Here is a 21,946-nt window from a genome sequence, read left to right on the forward strand (position 1 = left end):
CACCTTCCTTGGAACGGCTAGTGTATGACTGTGCAAATCGCAGTCATCGCCCTTGGAAAAATCGGTTTGCCCCTGGCAGTGCAGTTCGCTGACGCGGGGCACGATGTCGTAGGGGTCGACATCAACCCGGAGGTAGTCGCCGCGGTCAACGAGGCGCGCGAGCCATTCCCCGGCGAGGCTCACTTGCAAGAGAAACTCGAGGCGCTCGTACCTGCAGGTCGCCTTCGCGCCACCACCGACTACGCGGAGGCGGTCCCCGCCGCCGACGCGGTCGTCCTGGTGGTCCCGTTGTTCGTGGACGACAACACCTGGGAGCCAGACTTCGCTTGGATGGACAGGGCCACCAGGTCGCTAGGCGAGCACCTCAGAGCCGACACGTTGGTGTCGTACGAGACCACCCTGCCCGTCGGGACAACGCGAGGTCGGTGGAAACCGATGCTCGAGCAGACGTCCGGTCTCGTGGAAGGACGTGACTTCCACGTAGTTTTCTCGCCGGAACGCGTCTTGACGGGGCGAGTGTTCGCTGACCTCCGAAAGTATCCCAAGCTCATCGGGGGGCTGTCCAAGGAGGGCGCAGCACGGGCGAAGGCGTTCTACGAGAGCGTGCTTGAATTCGACGAGCGGCCGGACTTGCAACGGCCGAACGGCGTGTGGGATCTCGGCAGCGCCGAAGCGGCGGAGCTCGCGAAGCTTGCCGAAACGACCTACCGGGACGTCAACATCGGCCTCGCGAACCAGTTCGCTCGCTTCGCGGATCGAACGGGCATCGATATCTACAAGGTGATCGAGGCATCTAATTCGCAGCCATATAGCCACATCCACCGACCGGGCATCGCTGTTGGCGGACACTGCATCCCCGTATACCCGAGGCTCTACCTCGCGACCGATAGCGAAGCGTCGATCGTGCGGACAGCACGTGTCATGAACGCGTCGATGCCGCAGAACCTCGTGGATGATGCAGTACGGACGCTCGGCAGCCTCGAAGGGCTTTCCGCCGTCGTCCTCGGAGCGGCGTACCGCGGAGGCGTGAAAGAGACCGCCTTCTCGGGCGTGTTCCCCACGGTCGACGCACTTCGCGCGGCGGGCGCGAACGTCACCGTTCACGACCCGCTCTACAGCGACGAGGAACTCGAACGATTCGGCTTTGCCCCACATCACCTCGGCGAGCCGGCCGACGTCGTCGTCGTGCAGGCCGACCACCGCGAGTACCGCGACCTCGGCGCAATCGATTTCCCGAACGTTCGCCTGCTCGTCGATGGGCGTAACGTGACGGAGCCCGGTCGATGGCTCGGTACCCCTCGCCTCGTTGTCGGGGCCGGCGGGGTGGACGGGCCGAGCTTCGCAGCTGGGGGTGCTCATGGCTGACCGGGTGCGGATCGTCGAAACGGCCGATGTTGCTCCCGACGCCCGAATTGGTGACGGCAGTTCGATCTGGCATTTGGCCCAGGTGCGTGAAGGCGCGGTTCTCGGGCGGAACACGATTGTCGGTCGAGGCGCGTACATCGGTACCGGCGTCCACGTCGGCGACAACTCAAAGATTCAGAACTACGCACTCGTCTACGAACCGGCGCACCTCGCGGAGGGCGTGTTCATCGGACCCTCTGTCGTGCTCACGAACGATGAGTTCCCACGGGCGATCAATCCCGATGGGACGCCCAAGAACGCCGAGGATTGGCAGGCAGTGGGTGTCCGGGTCGAACGAGGTGCGTCGATCGGGGCGCGTGCCACGCTCGTGGCACCCCTCACCGTAGGGCGTTGGTCCATGGTGGGAGCCGGTGCCGTCGTCGTGAAGGATGTGCCGGACTTCGCCCTCGTCGTTGGTGTGCCCGCCAAACGCATCGGCTGGGTCGGCAAGAGCGGGGTTTCACTCGTCGACGAGGGCGAAGGCCGGTGGAGAGACTCCGTAACCGGCGACGTCTACCTCGAAACCGGCGACGAACTCCAGGAGGCCGCCGAATGAACGACTTCATCCCGCCGGCAAAGCCGATCATCGGTGAGGAAGAACGCGCCGCAGTCGACCGAGTACTTCGCAGCGGAATGGTGGCGCAGGGGTCCGAGGTAGCCGCGTTCGAGACCGAGTTCGGGCAGCACTTCCATCTCGATCGACCGGTCGTCGCCGTCAACTCAGGCACCGCCGGATTGCACCTCGGCCTCCTCGCCGCCGGCGTGGGACCGGGTGACGAGGTGATCGTGCCGTCCTTCACGTTCGCGGCGACGGGAAACTCCGTCGTGCTCGCCGGTGCGACGCCCGTGTTCGTCGATATCGAACCTCGCACGTTCGGCCTCGACCCCAGCGCTGTCGAGGCCGCAATCACTCCTCGGACACGGGGCATCCTTCCGGTCCACCTCTACGGGCACCCGGCACGAATCACGGAGCTCGAGGCGATCGCGCAGAAGCACGAGTTAGCGCTGTACGAAGACGCGGCACAGGCGCACGGCGCGTCGCTCGAGAACCGGCCGGTCGGCACATTCGGTGAGTTCGCAATGTTCAGCTTGTATCCGACCAAGAACATGACGAGTGGCGAGGGCGGCATGGTCGCGGTGAGCAACGATGGGCTTGCTCGTGCCATGCGCCTTTTGCGGAATCAAGGCATGGAACGGGCCTACGCGAATGAGATCGTGGGTTTCAATGCCCGCATGACCGACATCCACGCCGCCATCGGTCGGGTTCAGCTGAAGAAGATCGACGACTGGACCCGGACCCGCCAGCGCAATGCGGCGTTCTTCGATGCAAACCTGCGCGGCGTCGTCGTTCCGCCGGTTGAAGCGGCGGCCGTCCACGTGTACCACCAGTACACGGTGCGTGTTCCCGAAGACCGGGATGGGTTCGTCGCGGCGCTCCGAGACGAGCACGGGGTTGGCAGCGGTGTGTACTACCCGACTCCCAATCACCGGCTCGAGTCGCTCGCGCCGTATGCGCCGCAAACCAACCTCGTAGAGACTGAGCGAGCGGCTCGCGAAGTGGTGTCGCTGCCGGTGCATCCATCGCTTTCTGAGGCCGACATCGAGCGCATCGTGACGGCCGTCAACGCGGTAGCCCAGGCAGGTGCGTGATGACGGATTCCATTGTGCTCCGTGCCGGCCTGCTGGGCATCGGGATGATGGGGCGTCACCACGCACGCGTCCTCCGCGAGGTCGACGGCGTTGACCTCGTCGCGATCGCCGACCCCGGCGGCGACCCACACGGCGTCGCCGGTGACCTCCCGGTGCTGCCGGACATTGACGCCCTCATCGACGCCAACATCGATACGGCCGTCGTGGCCGTGCCGACGCGCTTTCATGAGGAGGTCGCGCTGAAGCTCGCGGCCGCGGGCGTGCACACACTCATCGAGAAGCCGATCGCCCACACTGTCGCAGCTGGTCGCCGCATCGTTGACGCATTCGCTGCCGCCGGGCTGGTTGGCGCGGTAGGTCACGTCGAACGGTTCAATCCGGCGCTGCAGCAGCTGCGCCGGCGTCTTGAAGCCGGAGAGCTGGGGGAGGTCTATCAGATCGCCACGCGGCGACAGGGCCCGTTCCCTTCGCGAATCGCCGACGTGGGGGTTGGGAAAGACCTCGCCTCGCACGACGTCGACCTTACGGCGTGGGTCGCGCAGAGCGACTTCGAGTACGTCTTCGCGCAAACCGCCTTCAAATCCGGGCGCGAGCATGAAGACCTCATCGCCATCACCGGGCGCTTGGCAAACGGTGTGATCACCAACCACCTGGTCAACTGGCTCTCCCCGATCAAGGAGCGCGTCACCGTTGTCAGCGGCGAGCGCGGGGCCTTCGTCGCAGACACCGCGACGGGCGACCTGACTTTCTACGCCAACGGTACGATTCCGCTCGAATGGGAGTCGGTGACCGCATTCCGCGGGGTCTCGGAAGGCGACGTGACTCGATTCGCATTCGCCAAGCGTGAGCCCCTACGGGTCGAGCACGAGACGTTCCGGGATGCAGTGCTCGGCATCCCGAATGACGTCGTCACGTTGGAACAGGGGCAGCGCACATTGGAAGTCATTGAAGCGGGGCTCGCCTCTGCGCGGGATCGCACGCCTGTGCGCGTCCCCGAGTAAGTCGAGTGAACGTCACGAGTCCGACAGGAAAGACGCCGCCGCGTGACGGCTCGCGACCTCCTCGACGGCTCATCGCCCGCTACCTCGCCGTAGCACTGGCCTGCCTCGCCTGCTGGGTGTTCCTGCTCGTGAGCCTCGTGGCGCTGCCGCGCGTCGACGAACCGCAGCAGGCCGACGCCGTCGTGGTGCTCGGCCCGGCGCGCCCGCAGCGGGTCGACACCGCGGTCGCGCTCGTGGAGGCGGGTTACGCGCAGATGCTGGTGGTGTCGGTGGCCCGGTCGGGCGGCTACACGCCCGATAGGGTCGATGTGTGCTCGACGCAGCAGCCCTTCGAGGTGCTGTGCCTTCCTCCCGATCCGAATACGACACAGGGCGAGGCCCGGTACATTGCGGCGCTCGCGGCGCAGCATGGCTGGTCATCGGTCATCCTCGTGAGCATGCACACGCACGCGAACCGCGCGCGCATGTACGTGGCCCGCTGCGTCGACCTCGACATCGCGATCGTGCTGGAGCAGAACCGACCCATGACGCCGCAGCGATGGGCCCGAGAGCTGGTCTATGAGACCGGTGCATGGGGAAAGGCTGCAGCCACCTTCAGTTGCTGACCCGTTGGGCTCATCCGGCCGCTCCCTACTCTGAGGCGGTACCGCGCTCGCCCCACCCTGGTCCGTCGCCCGGCGACGAACCGATTACCGGCAGCGCGATCTCGAACGTCGTCCCCTCGTCCTCCACGCTGTCCGCGGACATCTCGCCGCCATGCGCGGTCACGATCGCCCGCGTGATGTTCAGCCCCAGGCCCACCCCGGGCACCGCCTGGCGCGTGGCGGTGGTGGCGCGGAAAAACCTGGTGAACAGTCGCTTCATCTCGTCGGCGGGGATGCCCATGCCCGTGTCGGCCACGGCGATCACGACGTGACCATCCGTTCGCCTGGCCGACACCCGCACCGTGCCACCCGCGGGCGTGAACTTCACGCCGTTCGAGATGAGATTGTCGATCGCTTGCCCGAGCCGCACCGGGTCGGCGTCGATCGTGAGCGGCGTCTCGCTGCGCTCGAGCACGAGGCTGACCGAGGCGCGTTGCGCCGTCGGGAGCAGACGCTCTATCGACGTATCAAGCAGGTCGCCCAGGTCGAGTCGAGCGCGCTTCAACGGCATCTTGCCGGCGTCGACCTGCGCGACGAAGAGCAGATCGCCGACGAGCGTGAGCAAGCGGTGCGCGTTCCGCTCGGCCACGCCGAGATACTTCCGCTGTTCGTCGGTGAGCGGGCCGCTCTCGGGATCTTGCGCCAGTTCGAGGTAGCCGAGGATCGAGCTAAGCGGGGTTCGCAGCTCGTGCGAGACGCCTCCCACGAACTCGTCCTTCAGTCGTGACGCCTCCTTCAGCTCGGTGATGTCGTGTGCGATGAAGATGCAACCCACCACCTCGCCCGACGCGTCGTGTCGAGGCGAGCACGTCAGCCGCACCGTCAACAGCGTGCCGTCAGCGCGCAGCATCTCGGCGCTGAGCCCGGCGGAGCCAGTGCTGGAGGCGGCTTCGACGAACCGGCCGAAGCCAGAGGGGCCGTTGGCGCCGATCGCCTCGAGCGAGTCGGGAGCGACAAGATCGGTGAATCGGTGCGTGCCGACGACCTCATCCCGTGGCCGCCCGAGCAGCGCGTCGCCGCCTGGTCCCCACTCGATGAGCGTGCCGTCGTTGTCGGTGACGGCCATGACGGCGTGCAGCTTCGCCTCCCACAGGCTGCGGAAGAACGCCTCCGCTGCGGCGTGCTGCTCGCGCGACGCCGCGAGGGCCGCCTCGTTCGCCCGGCTCTCCTCGAGCCGTTTCGCACGCTCGTCGGCGAGCGCCTTCGCCACCTCCACCTGCGCACGGGCACGTCGCGCCAGCTCGTTCACGACCGTCGCGACCACCAAGAAGATCAGCGGCGTGAAGGCCGCGCGGACGACCTGCTCATCGGCCCACGGCAGAACCCCGAGCAGATAGGGCATGAGGATCGAGACGCTTGACGTGATCGCGCCGAGCCAGGCGTTCCTGCGCCCCGGCTCGGTCGCGATCCAGATGAGCGGCAGCAAAATCAGCGAAGTGAACAACGACTGCGGACCGCCGGTGCCCATGCGGAAGACGCCGAACGCCAGCATCGTGGCGAGCGGCACGAGCAAACGCCAGCCATGGGGGAGCTTCGCCCACGGGACAACGAAGGCAGCGAGCGTGATCAGACAGACGGCTGCGACCGCCGCCCAGGCTGCCTCGGGAATCACGAACTCCGTCGAGGGCATGACCCAGGCGGTGAGCAACGCGAGCGCGAGGCCGACGACCGAGGCGGTCTGCCTGGCCCAGGGCTCGGCCGCATCGAGCGCGAGGCCGAAGAACAGCGACACCCGCTTCATTGACGGGCAGCCAGGTCGCTGAGCCGCGACGTGAGATCGCGAACGGTGAATGGTTTCGTGACGTATGCATCGGCGCCGGCGAGTTCTCCCGCGCTGCGCGAGGGCTCGTCCGCGCTCGCCGAGACGACGAGTGCTCGCGGCCGGGTGTCATCGCGCTCGGCCCGCAACTGCTGCAGCACTTCCAAGCCCGTCATCTCGGGCATCGACACGTCGAGCACGAGCAGATCGGGATCGGATGCGCGTGCCGCGGCGAGTGCGCTCATCCCGTCGCCGTGTGTGCTGACGATCTCCAGCCCCGCGCGGCGCGCCGCGATCTCAATCAGCGACCGGATGTCGGCGTCGTCCTCGGCGATGACCACGCGCCTCACGCGCTTCGCCTGAGCTCGTGAACGATTTCGGCCACCTGCGTGCGCGTGAACGGTTTCGGCAGCACCGCATCCGCGCACGGATAGTCGGCCGCATCGAGCACCGACGAGATGACGATCGCCGTGCGCGGCGAGAGTTCACGCAGTCGCTTTTGCGCATCCCACCCGTTCTCATCGCCAAGCAGCAGGTCGATGACCGCGATGTCGGGTGCCTCATGGCGCACCCGCTCCTCGGCCTCGCTCAACGTCGCCGCCACGTCGACCCTGCACCCGGCTCGCTCGAGGTGCACACGCAGCAGCTCACGCTGGTCGGTCGTGTCGTCGAGCACGAGCACGAGGGGAGTCGTGCCGGTCACAGGAACACCACCTCGCGAACGAGCACGATCGCGGCAACGACGACGAGTGCGATGAGCGCCTGCCACGGCAGGCGGCGTTCGGCCCGACGATCGTTCTCGATCTCATCCTCGGTCAGCGCACGCCACGCCTGGTCATCGCGCGCGGCGGTCACGCGAGCACCTTGCCGCGCTTCTCGGTCTTGTCCCACGTCATCGCTGCTCCCCGTGCCTCTTTGATGTACGAATCCAGCGTGATCGCGCACAGAATCGGACCATAGCCGATGAGGTAGATGAGCAGCGGCGAGAGCCATGACCCCGCCCGGGTGCCGTCGATCAGTTTGATCAACCAGGCGGCCACCATGCACAGCGAGATCCACGAGAACACCGCCAGGTTCCAGACGTCATAGCCCGTATCGGTCAACCGCAGCCCAAACAGTTGGGGGACGCGCTCGTCGAACAGGCCCGGGAAGAACGCCGAAAGCATCACGACCATCGAGATGAGGCCAGGGAACAGCAGGATCTCGCGCCATGCGATGCGGGAGGTGCGCGGGTCGAGCTGGGCGCCGAGGGCCATCGAGAACAGGTACGCGCATCCGACGCTGATCCACAGCGATCGGAAGATGATCGAGGTGAGCGGAGAATCGATGAGATACAGGCCCACGAGCCCCACCGAGGCGAGCAGCATGAACACGGGCAGGAGCAGCACGCTGAACCACACGAGCCCGAACGACACCGAGCTCAGCCGGTCGCGTTTCCAGGGGCGGAACCAGATGTGGCGGTAGCGCTTCGTCACCTGCACGTTCCCGCGAGCCCAGCGCAGTCGCTGTTTCCACAGCCCTGCCACCCGGTCGGGCTCTTCCGCGAGCACGACCGCATGCGGTTCAAGGACAACGCGGCGCCCCGCCAGCTGCGTCTCGAACGTCGTCACTGTGTCCTCTGCCAGCGAGCTCGTGTCGATCGCACCGCCCAGGTCGACGAGGTTGGCTCTCGAATGCAGCTGCGCGCCCCCGGCGAGGCAGGCCATTGCTCCGAGCACGTTCTGGGCGCGGCGCGCGCCGAGCTCGGAGAGCACGTACTCGAAGGCGATGAACCGCGTCAGCGTGGTCTTGCGCTGGCTTCCCTCCCGGATGTACGCGGTGACGGCCCCGACCTCGGGGTCGGCGAGGTGCCGGGTCATGCGGCGCAACGAGGTGGGGAGGTAGACGACATCGGCGTCCATGATGAGGAGCGCCTCCATCCAGTCCTCCGCGAGCACGTGACGCAGGCCGTGGTTGAGGGTATGCGCCTTCCCCTCGCCCCCGCGCTCCCGCCGGAGGTGGAAGACCGCGCCCGGGTACTGCACGGCTTTCGCCCGAACCACGTCGGGGGTCTCATCGGTCGAGGCATCATCGACCACGTACACGCGCACGCGATCGGATGGATAGTCGAGCGCCATGAGGCGGTCGATCGAGGCACCGATCACCGCCGCTTCATTCCACGCCGGAACGACGACGGCCACGTTGGGGTAGTACGGCGCCGCGCGACGGTAGTGATTCGCAACGGCATGGAACGGCACGAGCACGAATTGCAGGGCCATCGTGAGGGACGGCACCGCGCCGATCAGCGCGAAGAGCACGAGCACCGTCGTGAGCGCGGTCATACCGGCCGCGGCGAGACCTTCAGCCGTCATCCGGCATCACCAGTGAGGTCGCGCGCCGCGGCGAGGAGGTCGCGCACCCGCACGTAGTGTCCCACCGAGGCGGCATCGTGACTGTCGGATGACGCGACGACCGTGGCTCCCGCCGCCATTGCGGCCGCGATCGCGCGAGGCGAGGGACACGCCCACTTCTCGTTGACCTCGATCCTCGTGCCGGTCTTCCGCGCGGCCTGCGCCCACGCCCGCAGGTGCTCGTCCGTCACCTGCGACTCATCGAGTCCCACCTTCGGAAGGATCGAGAACGGATGCGCCAGTTGGCCGCGACCGTCGGCCAGGCGCATCGCGCCGATCGTGGCCTGAACCAGCAGGTCGATCGCGTCGGAGGCCCGCAGCGTACTCGCGAGCAGCTCGCGGGTTCGGCGCGGCGACCATGGGCCGTCGACACCGGGGAACTGGTGGTCGGCGATGACCACGTCGTCGACGCCGCCCTCGCCCAGCAGCAGGTCCGGCGGAGCGTCGAGTGTGCCCCTGGCATCAAGGATCTTCGCCTCGACTCCTGACCGCACGTCGACCTCCGTCGTTCCGCGGGCGCGGCGTACCGCCGCGGCGAACTCGGGCACCCACGCGGTCGATGCGCGCACGTGGTCGGTCAGCCGCAAACGCCGCAGGCCCCGCGCCTCTGCCGCGACGATGTTCTCGTCGATCGAACTGACGGCGTCGTCCGAGAACGTCGAGTGGATGTGCCAGTCCTCGAGCAGCGAGACCTCGGCGCTCATGCGCCTCCCACTCCGTGGCCCATGATCTCCTCCACCTCGACGAAGACATCCTCCAAGTAGCGCACGTTCGCGATCTCGCGGAACGGCACCGAGACCGGGAGCGAGCGGCCGAGCGCGAGATCGACCGCCAACGACGGCATGTCGACGCCGGAGGCGACCGTGAGGGGCATGGCGCCCGAGAACCGCGGGTTGATCTCGAGCAGCGCCGGCACTCCCGCAACGTCATACCGGAGCTGCACGTTGGCAACGCCGACGATGCCCGCGGCGCGTGCGCAGGCAGCGGCCGTGCGCTCGAGCTCATCGTCCCGTACCGTCCTGCCGGCGACCGCGACCCCGGAGTCGACGCGCGCACGCAGGCGAGGGACCGCCGCGATCGCATTCCCCGCGGCATCCATGAAGACATCGACCGAGTACTCGTCACCGGGCAGGTACTCCTGCACGAGCTGATCGTCATCCGGCGCCTCGCGCTCCAGCGCCGCACGCGACTCGACGAGGCGCACGCCGCGCGATCCGGAGCCTCGACGCGGTTTGACGATGACGGGGAACGCTCGCTCGCGGGCGATGCCGTCGGCGTCGAGCAGCGTCGACTCGGGCACGCGCGCATGCGCGGCGCAGGCGCGCACGAGTACCCATTTGTCGAGGCAGGTGGCGAGCGCGTCGGCGGAGGGCGCGGCGAGCACCGCCCCGAGCTCGTCGCGTCGAGCCGCGAGCGACGACAGTTCGGCGTCGACGGTCGAGACGACGACATCGACGCCGTCCGCATCCACGATCGCGGCGACGGCGTCGAAGAAACCCTCGGCGAGCCCGGGAGGGATGATGCGGCGATTGTCGGGCCCCACGAAATAGAGGCCGCTCGCCCATCCGTCCATGTCGGCTGCGACGACGTCGAATTCGCCACGTCGCAGCAGCGATCGGATCACCGCGACCCCTGCGGGGCCGCCCGCGCCGGTGACGAGGACGCGGATGCGACTCATAGCTCTCCTTCTAAGGCAGCAGACGTCGTCGTCGTCGTCGACGTCGTCGTCGTCGTCGCCGCCGCCGTCGACGACGGTTCGGGCGCCGGTCCACCGATCTGGTTCGTGTCTCGGATCACTTCGAGCGGCTCGCTGTGCCTGGCCGGGCTGAAGCGCGACCAGTACCGGGCCGTCGCCGCCACGAAATCCTCTTCGAGGTAGTCGCGGATGCTGGCCTGCGACGAGTAGGCCCCCAGCAGGCGGAGCTTCGCGTCGAGGTGCGCGTCGATGGTCATGAACCGCGACGGCCGGAAGTCGATCGTCGCCGAGGGGCTCTGATAGCAGAACACGCCCTCGACGCGTCGCGTGGCCACAAGTGCCGCCTCGTGGACCGCGCGATGGTCCTGGTGCCGGTCGTGCCGGGAGTGGGTGTAGACGATGTTCGGTGCCACCTCGGCCACAACGCGCTCGATGATGCCGACCGTCGGGTCGTTGTTCGGAATCGCCGTGTCGGTGAGGTCTTCAAGAAACAGCCTCGCTCCCAGCATCTCCGCTGCGGCGAGCGACTCGTGCTGACGATCGCTCCCGTTTCCTCCACGCGCTCCGCGCGACAGCGTGAGGATCACGATCGGATCTCCCGCTGCCGCGTGGGCTGCCAATGTGCCGCCAATGCCGATCTCGACATCATCCGGATGCGCGCCGATCGCGAGCACGGTGCGCGAGCGCCTGGCCGCGCGCGCCGTGCGCGTCTGGGCGGCGAGTCGCTCGATGGTGGAGGTGATCTGCTCGGAGCTGATGGGCTTCTGCAGGAACTCGTCGGCGTGATCCCGCAGCGCGCGCACGGCGTAATCGATCGAGGCGTGCGCGGTCATGACCACGCACGAGATCGTTGGATCGATCCGCCGGACCTCGGCGATCAGGTCGAGTCCGTTGCCACCGGGAAGTTCGACGTCCGTGAGCAGGACATCGGGAGCGAACTCGCGCGTGGCGTCGAGCACGCCGGTCGTGTTGTGCAGGGTCTGGACCTCGCAGGCGAGCCGCCGGGTCAACACGGTGCTGACGAACAGGGCCACGTCCTCATCGTCCTCGACGAGGAGGACGCGAAAGGGCGATGGCATGGCCTGAGAGTATGGTCCTTCGATCCGCGACACAAGGCAGCGCGGCGGTACCCCGTCGGTCGAAACCCCATTCGGGCTCCGCGAGGGCGCCAGACCTGCGGCCGGGCGCGCCGACGCCATTCACTAGGCTGACCCGCGGCCCGCCGACCCGAGGAGCCCGATGCCCACCGTTCTTCGCACCATCGCCGAAGCCCGCGCCACGCTCGGAGCGTGGCGGAAGGCGCATCCGGATGCCCGCCTCGCGCTCGTGCCGACCATGGGTGCCCTGCACGGCGGCCATCTGAGCCTGGTCGAGCTCGCGCACCGGCACGCCGACGCCGTCGTCGCCTCGGTGTTCGTGAACCCCCTCCAATTCGGGCCCGGCGAGGACTTCGAGCGTTACCCGCGCACCTTCGACGCCGACCTCGCCGCGCTCGACGGGGCCGGGGTCGACTACGTGTTCGCGCCCGCCGTCGACGACATGTACCCGGGGGGCGCGACCGAGACGCGCATCAGCGGGGGAGCCGCCGCCGCGGTGCTCGACGGCGCGCACCGGCCCGGGCACTTCGACGGCGTGCTCACGGTGGTCGCGAAACTCCTGAACATCGCGCTCCCAGACGCGGCCGTGTTCGGGCGCAAGGACGCCCAGCAGCTCTTCGTGATCGAGCAGATGGTGCGCGACCTCAACCTGCCCGTCGAGATCGTAGGAGCGCCCATCTCGCGCGACCCCGACGGGCTCGCGCGCTCGAGCCGCAACGTCTACCTCAGCGCCGACGAGCGCGACGCGGCGCTCGCCCTCCCGCGGGCGCTAAGGGCGGCGGATGCGGCTGCCGCGCGAGGCGCCGACGTCGCGGGCGTCGTGGCCGCGGCCCGCGCGGTCATCACCGCGGAGGAGCGCATCGCCGCCGACTACGTCGAGGCCGTCGACCCCGCGACCTTCACACCGCCCGCCCCCGGTTACGCGGGCAAGGTCCTCGTGCTGATCGCGGCGCGGGTCGGCTCGACGCGACTGATCGACAACGCCACCGTGATGGTCGAGGGCGGGCGCGAGTAGAGGTGCGCCTGGCTGGCGGCCTGCCCCGCCTCAACCGAAGCGGAGGGTCAGCCACTCGAAGGCCAACACTGGCCAGGGTGCCCCCCGCGTGGCCGAGTCGAGCAGCACCGCCTCGAGCGCGAGGGCCGCAGCAACCATGAGCGCGAGGTTGCGCATGAGTGTCCAGCCGTTGACCGGGCGGTCGCCGTTGCCGCCGAAGCAGTTGCACACCACGTCTTCGCGCTGCATGACGGCCCTCGCGATCAACACGAGGTAGGCGGCCATGAGCAGCGCGGCGCACACCGCTGTGACGATCGAGGCCCACCCCCACGCCGCGAGCAGAGCCACGGCAAGAGCGATCTCGGCGTACGGGAGCGCCCGGCGCATCCACGGGCGTGCCAGCAGCGGGTGCACCGCGAGGTCACGGAATGCGCGATCGACGGAGCGGGGCGACCGGATTTTGGCGATGCCCGCGTAGCCCAGCACGACGGCGAGCGCGGCCGTGCAGATGAGCCAGACAGGCGTGAGCATAGGGCTCCGGGGAGATCAGGGGTGGGCGCGGTGGGGCACGCGCGATGGGCGGCTCGGCGGAGGTCCGGGCGTGAGGCGGCGTGACCACCGAACATGGTGCCAGATCGTCACTCCCAATGCTGCGTCGACGCTCAGCGGAGTCAGACGCGCTCTGGTGGGCACAATTGTCCATATGGAGACTTTCAAGTTCACCATGATGACAGACGGTCGCAAAAGTGGTATGCGCTTGCCTGGGGAAAGCACGTGTTGTAAGGCTGGCTCACCCGTGGAGGCTGGGAGAACGAGCCAAGTGCCACGCCTCATCAATGCTAGCTTCGGTTCATATCGTGAATCCCGCGTTCGACGCTGTGGGCAAGGCGTTCCGGACCGACGATCGCGTCTTCGAACGGAGTTGTAGTGGCTGACCAGGACAAAGACGAGGCTCGCGCTGGTGGCGCCGAGATCCAAGCGGTCGACCGTGCCGCGCAGATTCTCAGTGTCTTTGGTCCTGAACGACCCAAGATCACCGCGGCTGAGGCGGCCGAGCTTCTCGATCTCAACCGCACGACGGCCTATCGATACTGCACGTCGCTGGTGGCGGCCGGCCTCCTTGAGCGCGGCGCCGAACCGGGCACGTTCGTGCCGGGAGCGCTGCTCGTCCAGCTCGGCGCATTCGCGATCGGCCGCCGGAAGGTCGTCGATCTCGCGCCGCCCTTCATGCGCGATCTCTGCTCGACGACCGGGCTGACCACGGTGTTGAGCTTGTGGGGCTCGACCGGCCCGATCGTTTCCCGTGTGGAAGAGGAGATGACGCGCTCGATCGTCGTGACGGTGCGCGTCGGCACTCAACTGTCGCTGGTCACGGCGCAGTCGAAGGTCTTTCTGGCTCATCTCGGAGACCAAATCCGTGTCGAGCGCTTGATCGCGACCCTTCCGGATCGACAGCGCGTAGCGCTGCGGGAAGAAGTGCGTGACCTGGCCGAATCGGGCGACTTGGCAGTGGGGTCGGACGGCTACGGCATCCATGCCATGGCTGCACCAGTTTTCGACGAGTACAGCATCTGCGCCAGTCTCGCTTTGGTCGCTACGAACGACATGCTTCCCCTGGACGTGACGTCGAGGGCCGCCGACAGTCTTCGTGCGTCGGCCCGCGCCCTCGGCGGGGCGATGGGGGCGAGCGCGATCGTCGAGGAGTGACCTCGAGCGCGAGGGGTGTCGGCCCGCCACTCGGTGCACGCATCGCAATCGCAGTGTTCTCAGACTGAACCGATAAGGGACCATCCCCTTCGGGCACCTACTGCGCGTGACGCCGCGTGCCGGCTCCTGTTCGCGCGCGGCGGGCCGATCGTCGACGGCCTTTCCGGTGATAACAGATCGCCGGTCGCCCTAGACACCGACCAATGCGTGTCATATGCTGAACTTCAACACTGGCATGCGAACAGCATCCGCGACGACGCGGAGCGCCGAGGTGGAGGCGAGTTTGTCGCTCCACACATGAGGGCGACAGGTCTCGCGGCGCGATCGCGCCCCGACCGTAAGGAGTGAGGGAATGGCCCAGGCACGGGACAGGCAGCTGGTGCTGACGATGTTCATGGTCGGCTTCGGCTTCCACAACGACGCGTGGCGTTCGCCGAGCAGCCGCGCCGACGAGATCGGACAACTGTCACTCATTCGCGACATGGCGCAGGCGGCCGAGCGCGCACGCCTCGACGCGGTGTTCTTCGCGGACAGCTACGGGGCGAAGGGACTGCGCGACGGGAACTACCGCGGCGCATCCCTGTACGAACCCATCGCGGTTATGGGCGCACTGAGCGGGCACACCGACAAGATCGGGATGATCGGCACGCAGTCGACTTCCTGGAGCGAGCCGTACACGGTCGCGCGACAGTTCGCGAGCCTCGATGCCCTCACCGGTGGCCGGGTGGGGTGGAACATCGTGACCTCGACGCGCGGCAACGAGAACGTCGGGCGTGACGAGATGCCGCTTCCAGAACTGCGCTACCGGCGGGCGATGGAGTTCGTCGACGTCGTCACGAAGCTCTGGGACACCTGGGATGCGGACGCGGTCGTCGATGATCGAGCGAACGCGCTGTGGGTCGATCCCGACCGAATTCGGGAGATCAACCACCGCGGCGAGTTCTTCGGCGTGCAGGGGCCGCTCACGATCCCCAGATCGCCGCAGGAGTGGCCGGTCATGGTGCAGGCGGGCCAATCGGCCGACGGCATTGAGCTCGGGTCCTCCTACGCCGACATCATCTACGCCGTGCAGCCCGAGAAGGCCGCGGCGATCGAGTTCTACAATATGTACAAGCAGAGGGTCCGCGACAAGGGTCGCGACCCGGAGCGGGTGAAAATCCTGCCGGGCATCATGCCGGTCGTCGGGGCGACCCAATCGGAGGCGGACGACCTCGCGGCCGAGCTGGCCGATTGCATCGTCGAGTCGCGCGCACGCGACACGCTCGAAAAGACGCTCGACCTTGACGTCAGTGACCTCGAGCCGGGCGACCGCATCCCGCAAGAGCGTTTCATCGCCGGAGCGAACCGGGTGAAGCGCTGGTACCTCTTCCGCGACCTCGCGAAAGAGCTGACCCTGCGTGAGCTCATGGTGCACGTCTCGCGCTCACTCGGACATCGCTTCCTGATCGGCACGCCCGCGAGCATCGCGGACAGCATGATCGATTGGTTCGAGGCGCGGGCCTGCGACGGCTACAACTTCAACCCACCGAGTGTCCCCGAGGGAATGAACAACATGTTCGAACTCCTCGTTCCCGAGCTTCAGGAGCGCGGATACTTCCCGACCGACTACGTCGGGGACACGTTCCGAGAGCGTTCGGGACTGATGGTCTCAGACGACGACGTCGCGCGCGTCCGCGCGAAATATGTGAAGACGAAACCGTGAACATCGGCTCTGCAGAGAGGCAGTAGGCAATGAACATGAGAAGGACCCTGAAAAAGAGGGGCGGCGCGGCGATCGCCATTGCAGCGGTCGGCGCGTTAGCGCTGACGGCATGTGCCACCGCCGACAGCGGGGAGGGCGAGACCCTCACGTACGTGTTCGCGATCGACGATGACCCTCGAGGGATGAATGCGCAGTTCGTGCGGGTTCCCGAGGCATCGATGTTCAGCGCGCAGATGCTCGAGCCCCTCATCTTCATGTCGAGCGACTACGAGTTGACTCCCGGACTGGCGGAGAGCTGGGAGCTGAGTGACGACGGGCTGGAGCTCGTCTTCACCCTGCGCGAGGGGGTCACGTGGCACGACGGAGAGCCGTTCACCGCCGAAGACGTCAAGTTCAACTTCGAGGAGATTGACCCGGTGTCGTCGTACAGCTGGTCGATCGAGAGCGTGCTCGAGTCGATCGAGATCGAAGGCGACACCGAGGTCACCCTGTCCCTCAGCGAGCCCTTCGGGCCGTTGCTCGAAGCCATCAGCCAGCACTACATGCTTCCTCAGCACATCTATGAGGGCACCGAATACATCACGAACGACGCGAACATGGCCCCGATCGGCACCGGGCCGATGATGTTCGAGTCGTACTCGTCGGGCGAAGAGGTCACCCTCCTGAAGAACCCCGACTACTGGGGCGGTGAGATCGCGGTCGACCGCGCTGTGTTCCCGATCATGGGCGACGCGAACAGCCGCGCCGAAGCCCTGTTCTCGGGCGAGATCGACCAGGGCATCGTGCCCTTCTCGCAGCGCCCGCGCGTCGAAGAAGACCCGAACACCGTGTTCTTGGAGGAGACCGCGCACCCGCAGGTCGTCTCCCTCGGGTTCAACGCGCTCGGTGAATCGCTGCAGGATGCTGCCGTGCGTCAGGCCGTATACGCCGCTTTTGATCGTGAGAACATTTCGGACGACGTGCTGCAGGGGCTGGGTGAACCTGCGAGGACCTTCTTCCCGGAGGCACTCGGCTGGGCCAACAGCCCGAACGTCGACCTACTGGAACAGTTTCCTCACGATGTCGACGCGATCAACCAGGCCCTCGACGATGCCGGCTTCCCCCGAGGCGACAACGGCGAGCGGTTCACGCTCGATATCCGCTATTCGACCGCACGCCCGGACACCGCCGCCATTGCAGAGGTCGCGCAGTCAAAGCTGGCCGAGGTCGGCATCGGCCTCAACCTCATGGGTTCGGCGGGTGCGGTCTTCGCCGAGGCCGTCTTCACGGACAGTGACTTCGACCTCGTGCTCATCCCGAACACCTCAGGCGCAGACCCGAGTCTCGCGCTGGCCAACTGGTACGCCTGCAACGAGGAGAAGCTCCCGTCCGCGAACCCGTCGCAGCTCTGCGATGACCAGATCGACGCCGCCGTCGATGCCGCAGCCGCTACCTCGAACGTCGACGAGCGCAGTGAAGCCTTCGCCGCGATGTCGGAGCGGGCAGCGGAGGTCATGATCTACGCGCCGCTCGTCTGGTTCAACGGCACATTCCCGTCCGCGAATACCACGCGATGGGACGGACAGACCGAGAAGCCCGTGGATACCTCGCGCGTGCCATGGACCAGCCTCACCCCGAAGGCGTGACCCCGATGAACGAGCGGTTCGCGCGCATCCTCCCCGAGCAGATGACTCCCCAGCAGGAGGAGGTCTATGCGACGTTCCGGGGTGGCCCGGCCCTCGCGGTTCCGCATCCGACGGAAGGAGGGCTTTCCGGCCCACCCGGCCTGTGGTTGCTCAACCCCCGCCTGGCACAGATCTTCCGTTCGTTCAGTGGCGCACTGCGCTCGGAGCTGGGTCTCTCGAGCCGGTCGAAAGAGATCGCCGTGCTGCTGCACGCGCACCACCGCGCCAGTTCCTTCGAGGTGTTCGCGCACCGGCGGGCCGGCATGACCGCGGGGCTCTCGGAGGAGGAGGTCGAGGGCCTGGCGACACGCGTGCCTCCGGCGTTTGCAACCGACGAAGAACGCTCCGTGTTCGAGACCACGATCTCCCTCCTCGACAGGCAGGCGTTGGATGACGCGGAGTACGCCGCGGCGGTCGACGTGCTCGGCGAACGCCGGCTGTTCGAACTCGTGTCGCTCGTCGGCTTCTACGACATGATCGCCACCCAGCTGGCCGTGTTCGGCGTGAAGGCACCGGGGGAGTAGCCACACCCGCGACGGCGTTTCGCGGCGCCCGCGTCGGGCGCCGCGAAGCATCACCATCGCGTTCGATATTGAGGAGATTTTTATGGAAGCCAGTCCCGCTGTCACGAAACTACTTGACGGTCTCGTCGACATGCACTGCCACTCGGGCCCAGCGCCGTTCCCGCGCGAATTCGATCACGTGGAGGCCGCACGCGAAGGTGACCGCATCAACATGCGGGCATTCGTTTCGAAGTCGCACCACCACAGCACGGTCATGGATATGAAGGCCGCCTACCGATCCTTCGAGGGAATCGGCACCAAGGCTTTTGGCGGCGTTGCCCTGAACAACCAGGTCGGCGGCCTCAATCCGTACGCCGTCGAGATGTGCGTGCGGATGGGGGGAAAAGTCGTATGGTTCCCCACTTTCTCGTCACGCCGGCACATCGAGTACCACGAACAGGCGGTATCACAGGGGTTCCCGCAGAGCGCGGTGCAGCTGACAACGGTTCCGGTGCTCGTGCACGACGACTCGGGCGCCCTCCGTCCCGAAGTGGCGCAGATCGCCGACATCGTCGAAGAGTCGGGGGCGGTGTTCAACGGGGGGCATCTGCATGCCGATGACATGTTCGAGGTGTTCTCAGTGGGGGCCGACCGAGGGGTGCAACGAATGGTCGCCAGTCACCCGAACTTCATCACCGATCTCACGCCGCAGCAGGGGAAGGAGCTCGCAGATCTCGGGGTGTATCTCGAGCATGAAGTGGGCATGTACCTGCCGAATGAGCAGCCGTTCTTCGAGATCGACACGCTCATGGAGTGGCTCGAGGTGGTCGGCATCGAGCGAAGCTATTTCGCCTCGGATCTCGGCCAGATAGGCCGGACACATCCCGTCGACGCGTTCATCTACGTTGCCACGGCGTTGTTGGACCGCGGGGTGCCGGAGAAAGACCTCCGACGAATGTTCGTCGATACGCCCACGTATCTCATCGGTTTCGACGAGGCGGCCTGACGCGCCACGCGCGCAGAGGGAGGAGCAGTCATGCGTCAAACGCAGAACGTCATCATCAGCACTGCCGTGACGGGGAGCATCAATGTTCCCTCGCAGAGCGACTACCTGCCTCTCAGCGCGGAGCAGATCGTCACGGCATCGCTCGAAGCGGTGGCGGCCGGGTCCGCGATCATCCATCTGCACGCGAGGCACCCCGATGGCCGGCCCGCGTTCGACAGCTCCGTCTTCGAGCAAATCGTGCCGCCGATCGTCAGCCAAACCGACGCGGTCGTCAACATCAGCACCGGCGGCTCGCCGGCCATGTCGATGGAGCAACGGCTCGCGGGGGCGAAGCGCTTCAGCCCCGAGCTCGCGTCACTCAACATGGGCTCCATGAACTTGGTGTATTCGGGCATCGCCGAACGCGTGCAGCACTGGAAACACGACTGGGAAAAGCCGTACGTCGAGAGAAGCTACGGGAATCCGTTCATCAACACCTTCGAGCAGATCGAGACGATCCTCACCACGCTCGGCCGGCACGGCGGCACCCGGTTCGAGTTCGAGTGCTACGACATCGGCCATCTCACCTCACTCGCCTATTTCGCCGATCGGGGGCTGGCTTCGCCACCGTTTTTCATCCAAGGGGTCTTCGGCATCCTTGGCGGAATCGGGGCCGACCCCGAGCACCTCGACCACATGGTGGAGACGGCCGACAAGCTGTTCGGTGACGACTACCAGTTCTCCGCCTTCGCAGCGGGGCGCCAGCAGATGCCCTTCGCCGAGCGAAGCGCGGCGCTCGGCGGCAACGTGCGAGTCGGCCTGGAGGACAGCCTGTGGATCGGCCCGGGCGAACTCGCCGTCAGCAATGCGCAACAGGTCGAACGCATCACGACAGTCATCGAAGGCATGGGCAAGACCATTGCCACCCCCGACGACGCACGACGAATGCTCGGTCTCAAAGGGCGCGACCGGCTCACTCTCTAGAAGGGAATCTCCTATGACGATGTATGCCGCCGACGACATTCGATCGAAACTCGCGCCACCTGCGCAATCGAATCCCGCCGACCCATCACTGCCGGTCAAGCCCGCGCAATACCTCGAATTCCTCGAGCTCGAGCCGAACGAGGTCACGGAACGCGGGAGTCGCACCTGGCACGTACGATCGACCAACGCCGTGCTCTCGTTCACCGAGGCGAAGGCGGGCGACGTCTTCCGGCGCGCCGATCAGCCGGACGAGTACACCGTGCTGAGCTATTCCGAGAGCGCCCCGATGCGCATCGTCGCGAAGGGCGACGAGCACGTCGTGGCCGAGCCGGCCTTCGCCGTCGTGCCCCCGGGCGCGAGCACGGTCGAGGTGCTCGAAGACGGGGTGCTCGTTCGGCTCTTCTCCGCCAACGCGGACGACCTCCGCACGGCGGCGCTGAACGCCGACGCGTACGCCGACCCCGATCTCCGCGTCGCGCCGCTGCGCCCTGGGCCCGATCCGCAAGGCGGCTTCCGTCTGCGCGTCTACCCGCTCGCGGATGCACCGATCTCGCCAGACCGGTTCGGGCGCATCTTCCGCACGACGAACCTCATGGTGAACTTCGTGCCGGAAGAGACCGGCCCGCGTGACGCGACGAAACTCTCGCCCCACTTCCACGATGACTTCGAACAGCTCTCGTTCGGCGTCAAGGGGCGCTTCACCCACCATGTCCGGTACCCGTGGGGCCCCGACTCGACGCTGTGGCGCGACGACGAGCACCGCGACGTCGGCACGCCGTCGGTGTGCATCATCCCGCCGCCCACCGTGCACACGTCACAGGGCAGCGGCACGCACCAGCAGCTCCTCGACATCTTCGCGCCGCCGCGCGAGGACTTCGCGGAGGCCGGCTGGGTGCTCAACGCCGACGACTACCCCGCCGAGTGACCGCCATGCCAACACGGCGAAGCCGCTTCCGCGCGGCCGTTGCGGATACTGACCGGCCGGCGATCGGGACCTGGGTCAAGCTCCCGGTAATGGAGAGCATCGAGATGTCCGCTGCCGCGGGCTTCGACTTCGTCGTCATCGACCTCGAGCACTCGGCCATGAGCACCGAGACGGCGTTTCGCCAGATCGGTGTCGCACTGCTGGCCGGCCTGTCACCGATCGCGCGTGTGCCCGCGCTCGACGGCGGGATGGTGTCGAGGTTGCTGGACGCTGGGGCCGAGGGCATCATGCTGCCGCACGTCGACACGGCCGCCGACGCTGAAGCCGCCGTTGCGGCGATGCGGTTCGCGCCGCGGGGCGACCGCGGGATGGGGCCGACCAGTCGAGCCGGTGCATGGGGGCTCGGGTCATACGACGAGTACGTGCGCTACGGGCAAGAAGAAGCGGTCCTCATCGCGCAGATCGAGAGCGCCCTCGCGGTCGAGAACGCAGCGGGCATAGCGAGGGTTCCCGGTGTGGATGCACTGCTGATCGGCTCCACGGACTTGGCGGCCTCCGAGGGGCGCGCTGGGTCCGATCCTGTCGTGCAGGCACTGATGGCGGAGGCGGTCGCGGCCGCGCGCTCTGCGGGCACGCCGATCGGCAACGCCGGCGGCGTCGCCCCCGAGTCGGTGCAGGCGGCCGCAGACAACGGCTATTCGTTCAGCGTCATGAGCAATGACGCGACCCTCCTGGCGGCAGCGCTGAGTGCCGCCGCTACAGCGGGGCGCACGGCACAGTATCGCCACGATGACGGCGTGCGTCGTCGAAAGGACATTGACCAATGAGTCATGGGAATGCA

Annotated in this window: 23 protein-coding genes; 14 read left to right on the forward strand and 9 right to left on the reverse strand. The window is 67.0% G+C overall.

What is annotated here, in order from left to right; genetic code table 11:
* Positions 1-30 precede the first annotated feature (30 nt).
* The 5 genes from F8O04_RS11420 to F8O04_RS11440 are packed head-to-tail and all read left to right on the forward strand — an operon-like array spanning position 31 to position 4,660.
* Positions 31-1,365 (forward strand): nucleotide sugar dehydrogenase, encoded by a 1,335-nt coding sequence (locus F8O04_RS11420; protein WP_158029496.1) that lies wholly within the window; start codon positions 31-33, stop codon positions 1,363-1,365.
* On the forward strand, positions 1,358-1,960 hold the full coding sequence (locus tag F8O04_RS11425; protein ID WP_158029497.1) for an acyltransferase: 603 nt from the start codon (positions 1,358-1,360) through the stop codon (positions 1,958-1,960). Before F8O04_RS11420 ends, F8O04_RS11425 begins: the two co-directional genes overlap by 8 nt.
* Positions 1,957-3,054 (forward strand): DegT/DnrJ/EryC1/StrS family aminotransferase, encoded by a 1,098-nt coding sequence (locus F8O04_RS11430; protein WP_158029498.1) that lies wholly within the window; start codon positions 1,957-1,959, stop codon positions 3,052-3,054. Before F8O04_RS11425 ends, F8O04_RS11430 begins: the two co-directional genes overlap by 4 nt.
* Positions 3,054-4,055 (forward strand): Gfo/Idh/MocA family protein, encoded by a 1,002-nt coding sequence (locus tag F8O04_RS11435; protein ID WP_158029499.1) that lies wholly within the window; start codon positions 3,054-3,056, stop codon positions 4,053-4,055. The genes F8O04_RS11430 and F8O04_RS11435 overlap by 1 nt, the downstream gene beginning before the upstream one ends.
* 5 nt (positions 4,056-4,060) lie before the next feature.
* Complete coding sequence (locus F8O04_RS11440) at positions 4,061-4,660, forward strand: YdcF family protein (protein ID WP_158029500.1); 600 nt, start codon at positions 4,061-4,063, stop codon at positions 4,658-4,660.
* A 25-nt stretch (positions 4,661-4,685) separates the two neighbouring features.
* Here F8O04_RS11440 and F8O04_RS11445 read toward each other — a convergent pair whose 3' ends face one another.
* From F8O04_RS11445 to F8O04_RS11475, 8 genes are read right to left on the reverse strand one after another with little or no spacing between them, the layout of a single operon-like run.
* Positions 4,686-6,440, reverse strand: a complete 1,755-nt coding sequence (locus F8O04_RS11445; protein ID WP_158029501.1) for a sensor histidine kinase — start codon at positions 6,438-6,440, stop codon at positions 4,686-4,688.
* Positions 6,437-6,808, reverse strand: a complete 372-nt coding sequence (locus F8O04_RS11450) for a response regulator transcription factor (RefSeq protein WP_188726412.1) — start codon at positions 6,806-6,808, stop codon at positions 6,437-6,439. The genes F8O04_RS11445 and F8O04_RS11450 overlap by 4 nt, the downstream gene beginning before the upstream one ends.
* Positions 6,805-7,161 carry a response regulator gene (locus F8O04_RS11455; protein ID WP_188726413.1) on the reverse strand — a complete coding sequence of 119 codons (357 nt, stop codon included), beginning with the start codon at positions 7,159-7,161 and terminating at the stop codon, positions 6,805-6,807. Before F8O04_RS11455 ends, F8O04_RS11450 begins: the two co-directional genes overlap by 4 nt.
* Positions 7,158-7,313: a hypothetical protein gene (locus tag F8O04_RS14860; RefSeq protein ID WP_188726414.1), complete on the reverse strand. Its 156-nt coding sequence runs from the start codon at positions 7,311-7,313 to the stop codon at positions 7,158-7,160. The genes F8O04_RS11455 and F8O04_RS14860 overlap by 4 nt, the downstream gene beginning before the upstream one ends.
* Positions 7,310-8,809, reverse strand: a complete 1,500-nt coding sequence (locus F8O04_RS11460; protein ID WP_225735023.1) for a glycosyltransferase — start codon at positions 8,807-8,809, stop codon at positions 7,310-7,312. Before F8O04_RS11460 ends, F8O04_RS14860 begins: the two co-directional genes overlap by 4 nt.
* Positions 8,806-9,552 carry a PHP domain-containing protein gene (locus F8O04_RS11465; RefSeq protein ID WP_158029504.1) on the reverse strand — a complete coding sequence of 249 codons (747 nt, stop codon included), beginning with the start codon at positions 9,550-9,552 and terminating at the stop codon, positions 8,806-8,808. Before F8O04_RS11465 ends, F8O04_RS11460 begins: the two co-directional genes overlap by 4 nt.
* Positions 9,549-10,526 (reverse strand): ATP-grasp domain-containing protein, encoded by a 978-nt coding sequence (locus F8O04_RS11470; protein ID WP_158029505.1) that lies wholly within the window; start codon positions 10,524-10,526, stop codon positions 9,549-9,551. Before F8O04_RS11470 ends, F8O04_RS11465 begins: the two co-directional genes overlap by 4 nt.
* Positions 10,523-11,623, reverse strand: coding sequence for a response regulator (locus F8O04_RS11475; protein WP_158029506.1), 1,101 nt, complete (start codon positions 11,621-11,623; stop codon positions 10,523-10,525). Before F8O04_RS11475 ends, F8O04_RS11470 begins: the two co-directional genes overlap by 4 nt.
* Before the next feature lie 160 nt (positions 11,624-11,783).
* Between F8O04_RS11475 and panC the strand changes: the two genes are divergently transcribed.
* A complete protein-coding gene (panC, locus tag F8O04_RS11480; RefSeq protein WP_158029507.1) occupies positions 11,784-12,656 on the forward strand; it encodes a pantoate--beta-alanine ligase in 873 nt (290 codons plus the stop codon).
* 30 nt (positions 12,657-12,686) lie between these two features.
* Here panC and F8O04_RS11485 read toward each other — a convergent pair whose 3' ends face one another.
* Positions 12,687-13,166, reverse strand: a complete 480-nt coding sequence (locus F8O04_RS11485; RefSeq protein WP_158029508.1) for a MauE/DoxX family redox-associated membrane protein — start codon at positions 13,164-13,166, stop codon at positions 12,687-12,689.
* 396 nt (positions 13,167-13,562) lie between these two features.
* On the opposite strand from F8O04_RS11485, the gene F8O04_RS11490 reads away from it, so the two are divergent.
* The 8 genes from F8O04_RS11490 (at position 13,563) to F8O04_RS11525 (ending at position 21,932) form a co-directional block, all read left to right on the forward strand.
* Complete coding sequence (locus tag F8O04_RS11490) at positions 13,563-14,342, forward strand: IclR family transcriptional regulator (RefSeq protein WP_188726415.1); 780 nt, start codon at positions 13,563-13,565, stop codon at positions 14,340-14,342.
* A gap of 352 nt (positions 14,343-14,694) precedes the next feature.
* Positions 14,695-16,044, forward strand: coding sequence for an NtaA/DmoA family FMN-dependent monooxygenase (locus F8O04_RS11495; RefSeq protein WP_158029510.1), 1,350 nt, complete (start codon positions 14,695-14,697; stop codon positions 16,042-16,044).
* A gap of 35 nt (positions 16,045-16,079) precedes the next feature.
* Positions 16,080-17,669 (forward strand): ABC transporter substrate-binding protein, encoded by a 1,590-nt coding sequence (locus F8O04_RS11500; protein WP_188726416.1) that lies wholly within the window; start codon positions 16,080-16,082, stop codon positions 17,667-17,669.
* 5 nt (positions 17,670-17,674) lie between these two features.
* On the forward strand, positions 17,675-18,232 hold the full coding sequence (locus F8O04_RS11505; RefSeq protein ID WP_158029512.1) for a carboxymuconolactone decarboxylase family protein: 558 nt from the start codon (positions 17,675-17,677) through the stop codon (positions 18,230-18,232).
* Between the two features lie 82 nt (positions 18,233-18,314).
* Positions 18,315-19,217: a DUF6282 family protein gene (locus F8O04_RS11510; protein ID WP_158029513.1), complete on the forward strand. Its 903-nt coding sequence runs from the start codon at positions 18,315-18,317 to the stop codon at positions 19,215-19,217.
* A 30-nt stretch (positions 19,218-19,247) separates the two neighbouring features.
* Positions 19,248-20,180, forward strand: a complete 933-nt coding sequence (locus tag F8O04_RS11515; protein ID WP_158029514.1) for a BKACE family enzyme — start codon at positions 19,248-19,250, stop codon at positions 20,178-20,180.
* 13 nt (positions 20,181-20,193) lie between these two features.
* The gene (locus tag F8O04_RS11520; RefSeq protein ID WP_225735024.1) at positions 20,194-21,105 is read left to right on the forward strand and encodes a cupin domain-containing protein; all 912 of its coding nucleotides are present in this window, start codon (positions 20,194-20,196) and stop codon (positions 21,103-21,105) included.
* Between the two features lie 5 nt (positions 21,106-21,110).
* On the forward strand, positions 21,111-21,932 hold the full coding sequence (locus F8O04_RS11525; RefSeq protein WP_158029515.1) for an HpcH/HpaI aldolase family protein: 822 nt from the start codon (positions 21,111-21,113) through the stop codon (positions 21,930-21,932).
* Positions 21,933-21,946 lie beyond the last annotated feature (14 nt).

The organism is Pseudoclavibacter endophyticus, from assembly GCF_008831085.1.
GTDB classification, from domain to species: domain Bacteria; phylum Actinomycetota; class Actinomycetes; order Actinomycetales; family Microbacteriaceae; genus Pseudoclavibacter; species Pseudoclavibacter endophyticus.

What these genes read in the sequence shown, in the direction of transcription:
- F8O04_RS11510 (WP_158029513.1), top strand. Translation starts at nt 18,315, where the DNA reads ATGGAAGCCAGTCCCGCTGTCACGAAACTACTTGACGGTCTCGTCGAC.
- F8O04_RS11485 (WP_158029508.1), bottom strand. Translation starts at nt 13,166, where the DNA reads ATGCTCACGCCTGTCTGGCTCATCTGCACGGCCGCGCTCGCCGTCGTG.
- panC (WP_158029507.1), top strand. Translation starts at nt 11,784, where the DNA reads ATGCCCACCGTTCTTCGCACCATCGCCGAAGCCCGCGCCACGCTCGGA.
- F8O04_RS11475 (WP_158029506.1), bottom strand. Translation starts at nt 11,623, where the DNA reads ATGCCATCGCCCTTTCGCGTCCTCCTCGTCGAGGACGATGAGGACGTG.
- F8O04_RS11500 (WP_188726416.1), top strand. Translation starts at nt 16,080, where the DNA reads ATGAGAAGGACCCTGAAAAAGAGGGGCGGCGCGGCGATCGCCATTGCA.
- F8O04_RS11460 (WP_225735023.1), bottom strand. Translation starts at nt 8,809, where the DNA reads ATGACGGCTGAAGGTCTCGCCGCGGCCGGTATGACCGCGCTCACGACG.
- F8O04_RS11520 (WP_225735024.1), top strand. Translation starts at nt 20,194, where the DNA reads ATGACGATGTATGCCGCCGACGACATTCGATCGAAACTCGCGCCACCT.
- F8O04_RS11515 (WP_158029514.1), top strand. Translation starts at nt 19,248, where the DNA reads ATGCGTCAAACGCAGAACGTCATCATCAGCACTGCCGTGACGGGGAGC.
- F8O04_RS11430 (WP_158029498.1), top strand. Translation starts at nt 1,957, where the DNA reads ATGAACGACTTCATCCCGCCGGCAAAGCCGATCATCGGTGAGGAAGAA.
- F8O04_RS11525 (WP_158029515.1), top strand. Translation starts at nt 21,111, where the DNA reads ATGCCAACACGGCGAAGCCGCTTCCGCGCGGCCGTTGCGGATACTGAC.
- F8O04_RS11465 (WP_158029504.1), bottom strand. Translation starts at nt 9,552, where the DNA reads ATGAGCGCCGAGGTCTCGCTGCTCGAGGACTGGCACATCCACTCGACG.
- F8O04_RS11445 (WP_158029501.1), bottom strand. Translation starts at nt 6,440, where the DNA reads ATGAAGCGGGTGTCGCTGTTCTTCGGCCTCGCGCTCGATGCGGCCGAG.
- F8O04_RS11470 (WP_158029505.1), bottom strand. Translation starts at nt 10,526, where the DNA reads ATGAGTCGCATCCGCGTCCTCGTCACCGGCGCGGGCGGCCCCGCAGGG.
- F8O04_RS11495 (WP_158029510.1), top strand. Translation starts at nt 14,695, where the DNA reads ATGGCCCAGGCACGGGACAGGCAGCTGGTGCTGACGATGTTCATGGTC.
- F8O04_RS11505 (WP_158029512.1), top strand. Translation starts at nt 17,675, where the DNA reads ATGAACGAGCGGTTCGCGCGCATCCTCCCCGAGCAGATGACTCCCCAG.
- F8O04_RS11425 (WP_158029497.1), top strand. Translation starts at nt 1,358, where the DNA reads ATGGCTGACCGGGTGCGGATCGTCGAAACGGCCGATGTTGCTCCCGAC.
- F8O04_RS11435 (WP_158029499.1), top strand. Translation starts at nt 3,054, where the DNA reads ATGACGGATTCCATTGTGCTCCGTGCCGGCCTGCTGGGCATCGGGATG.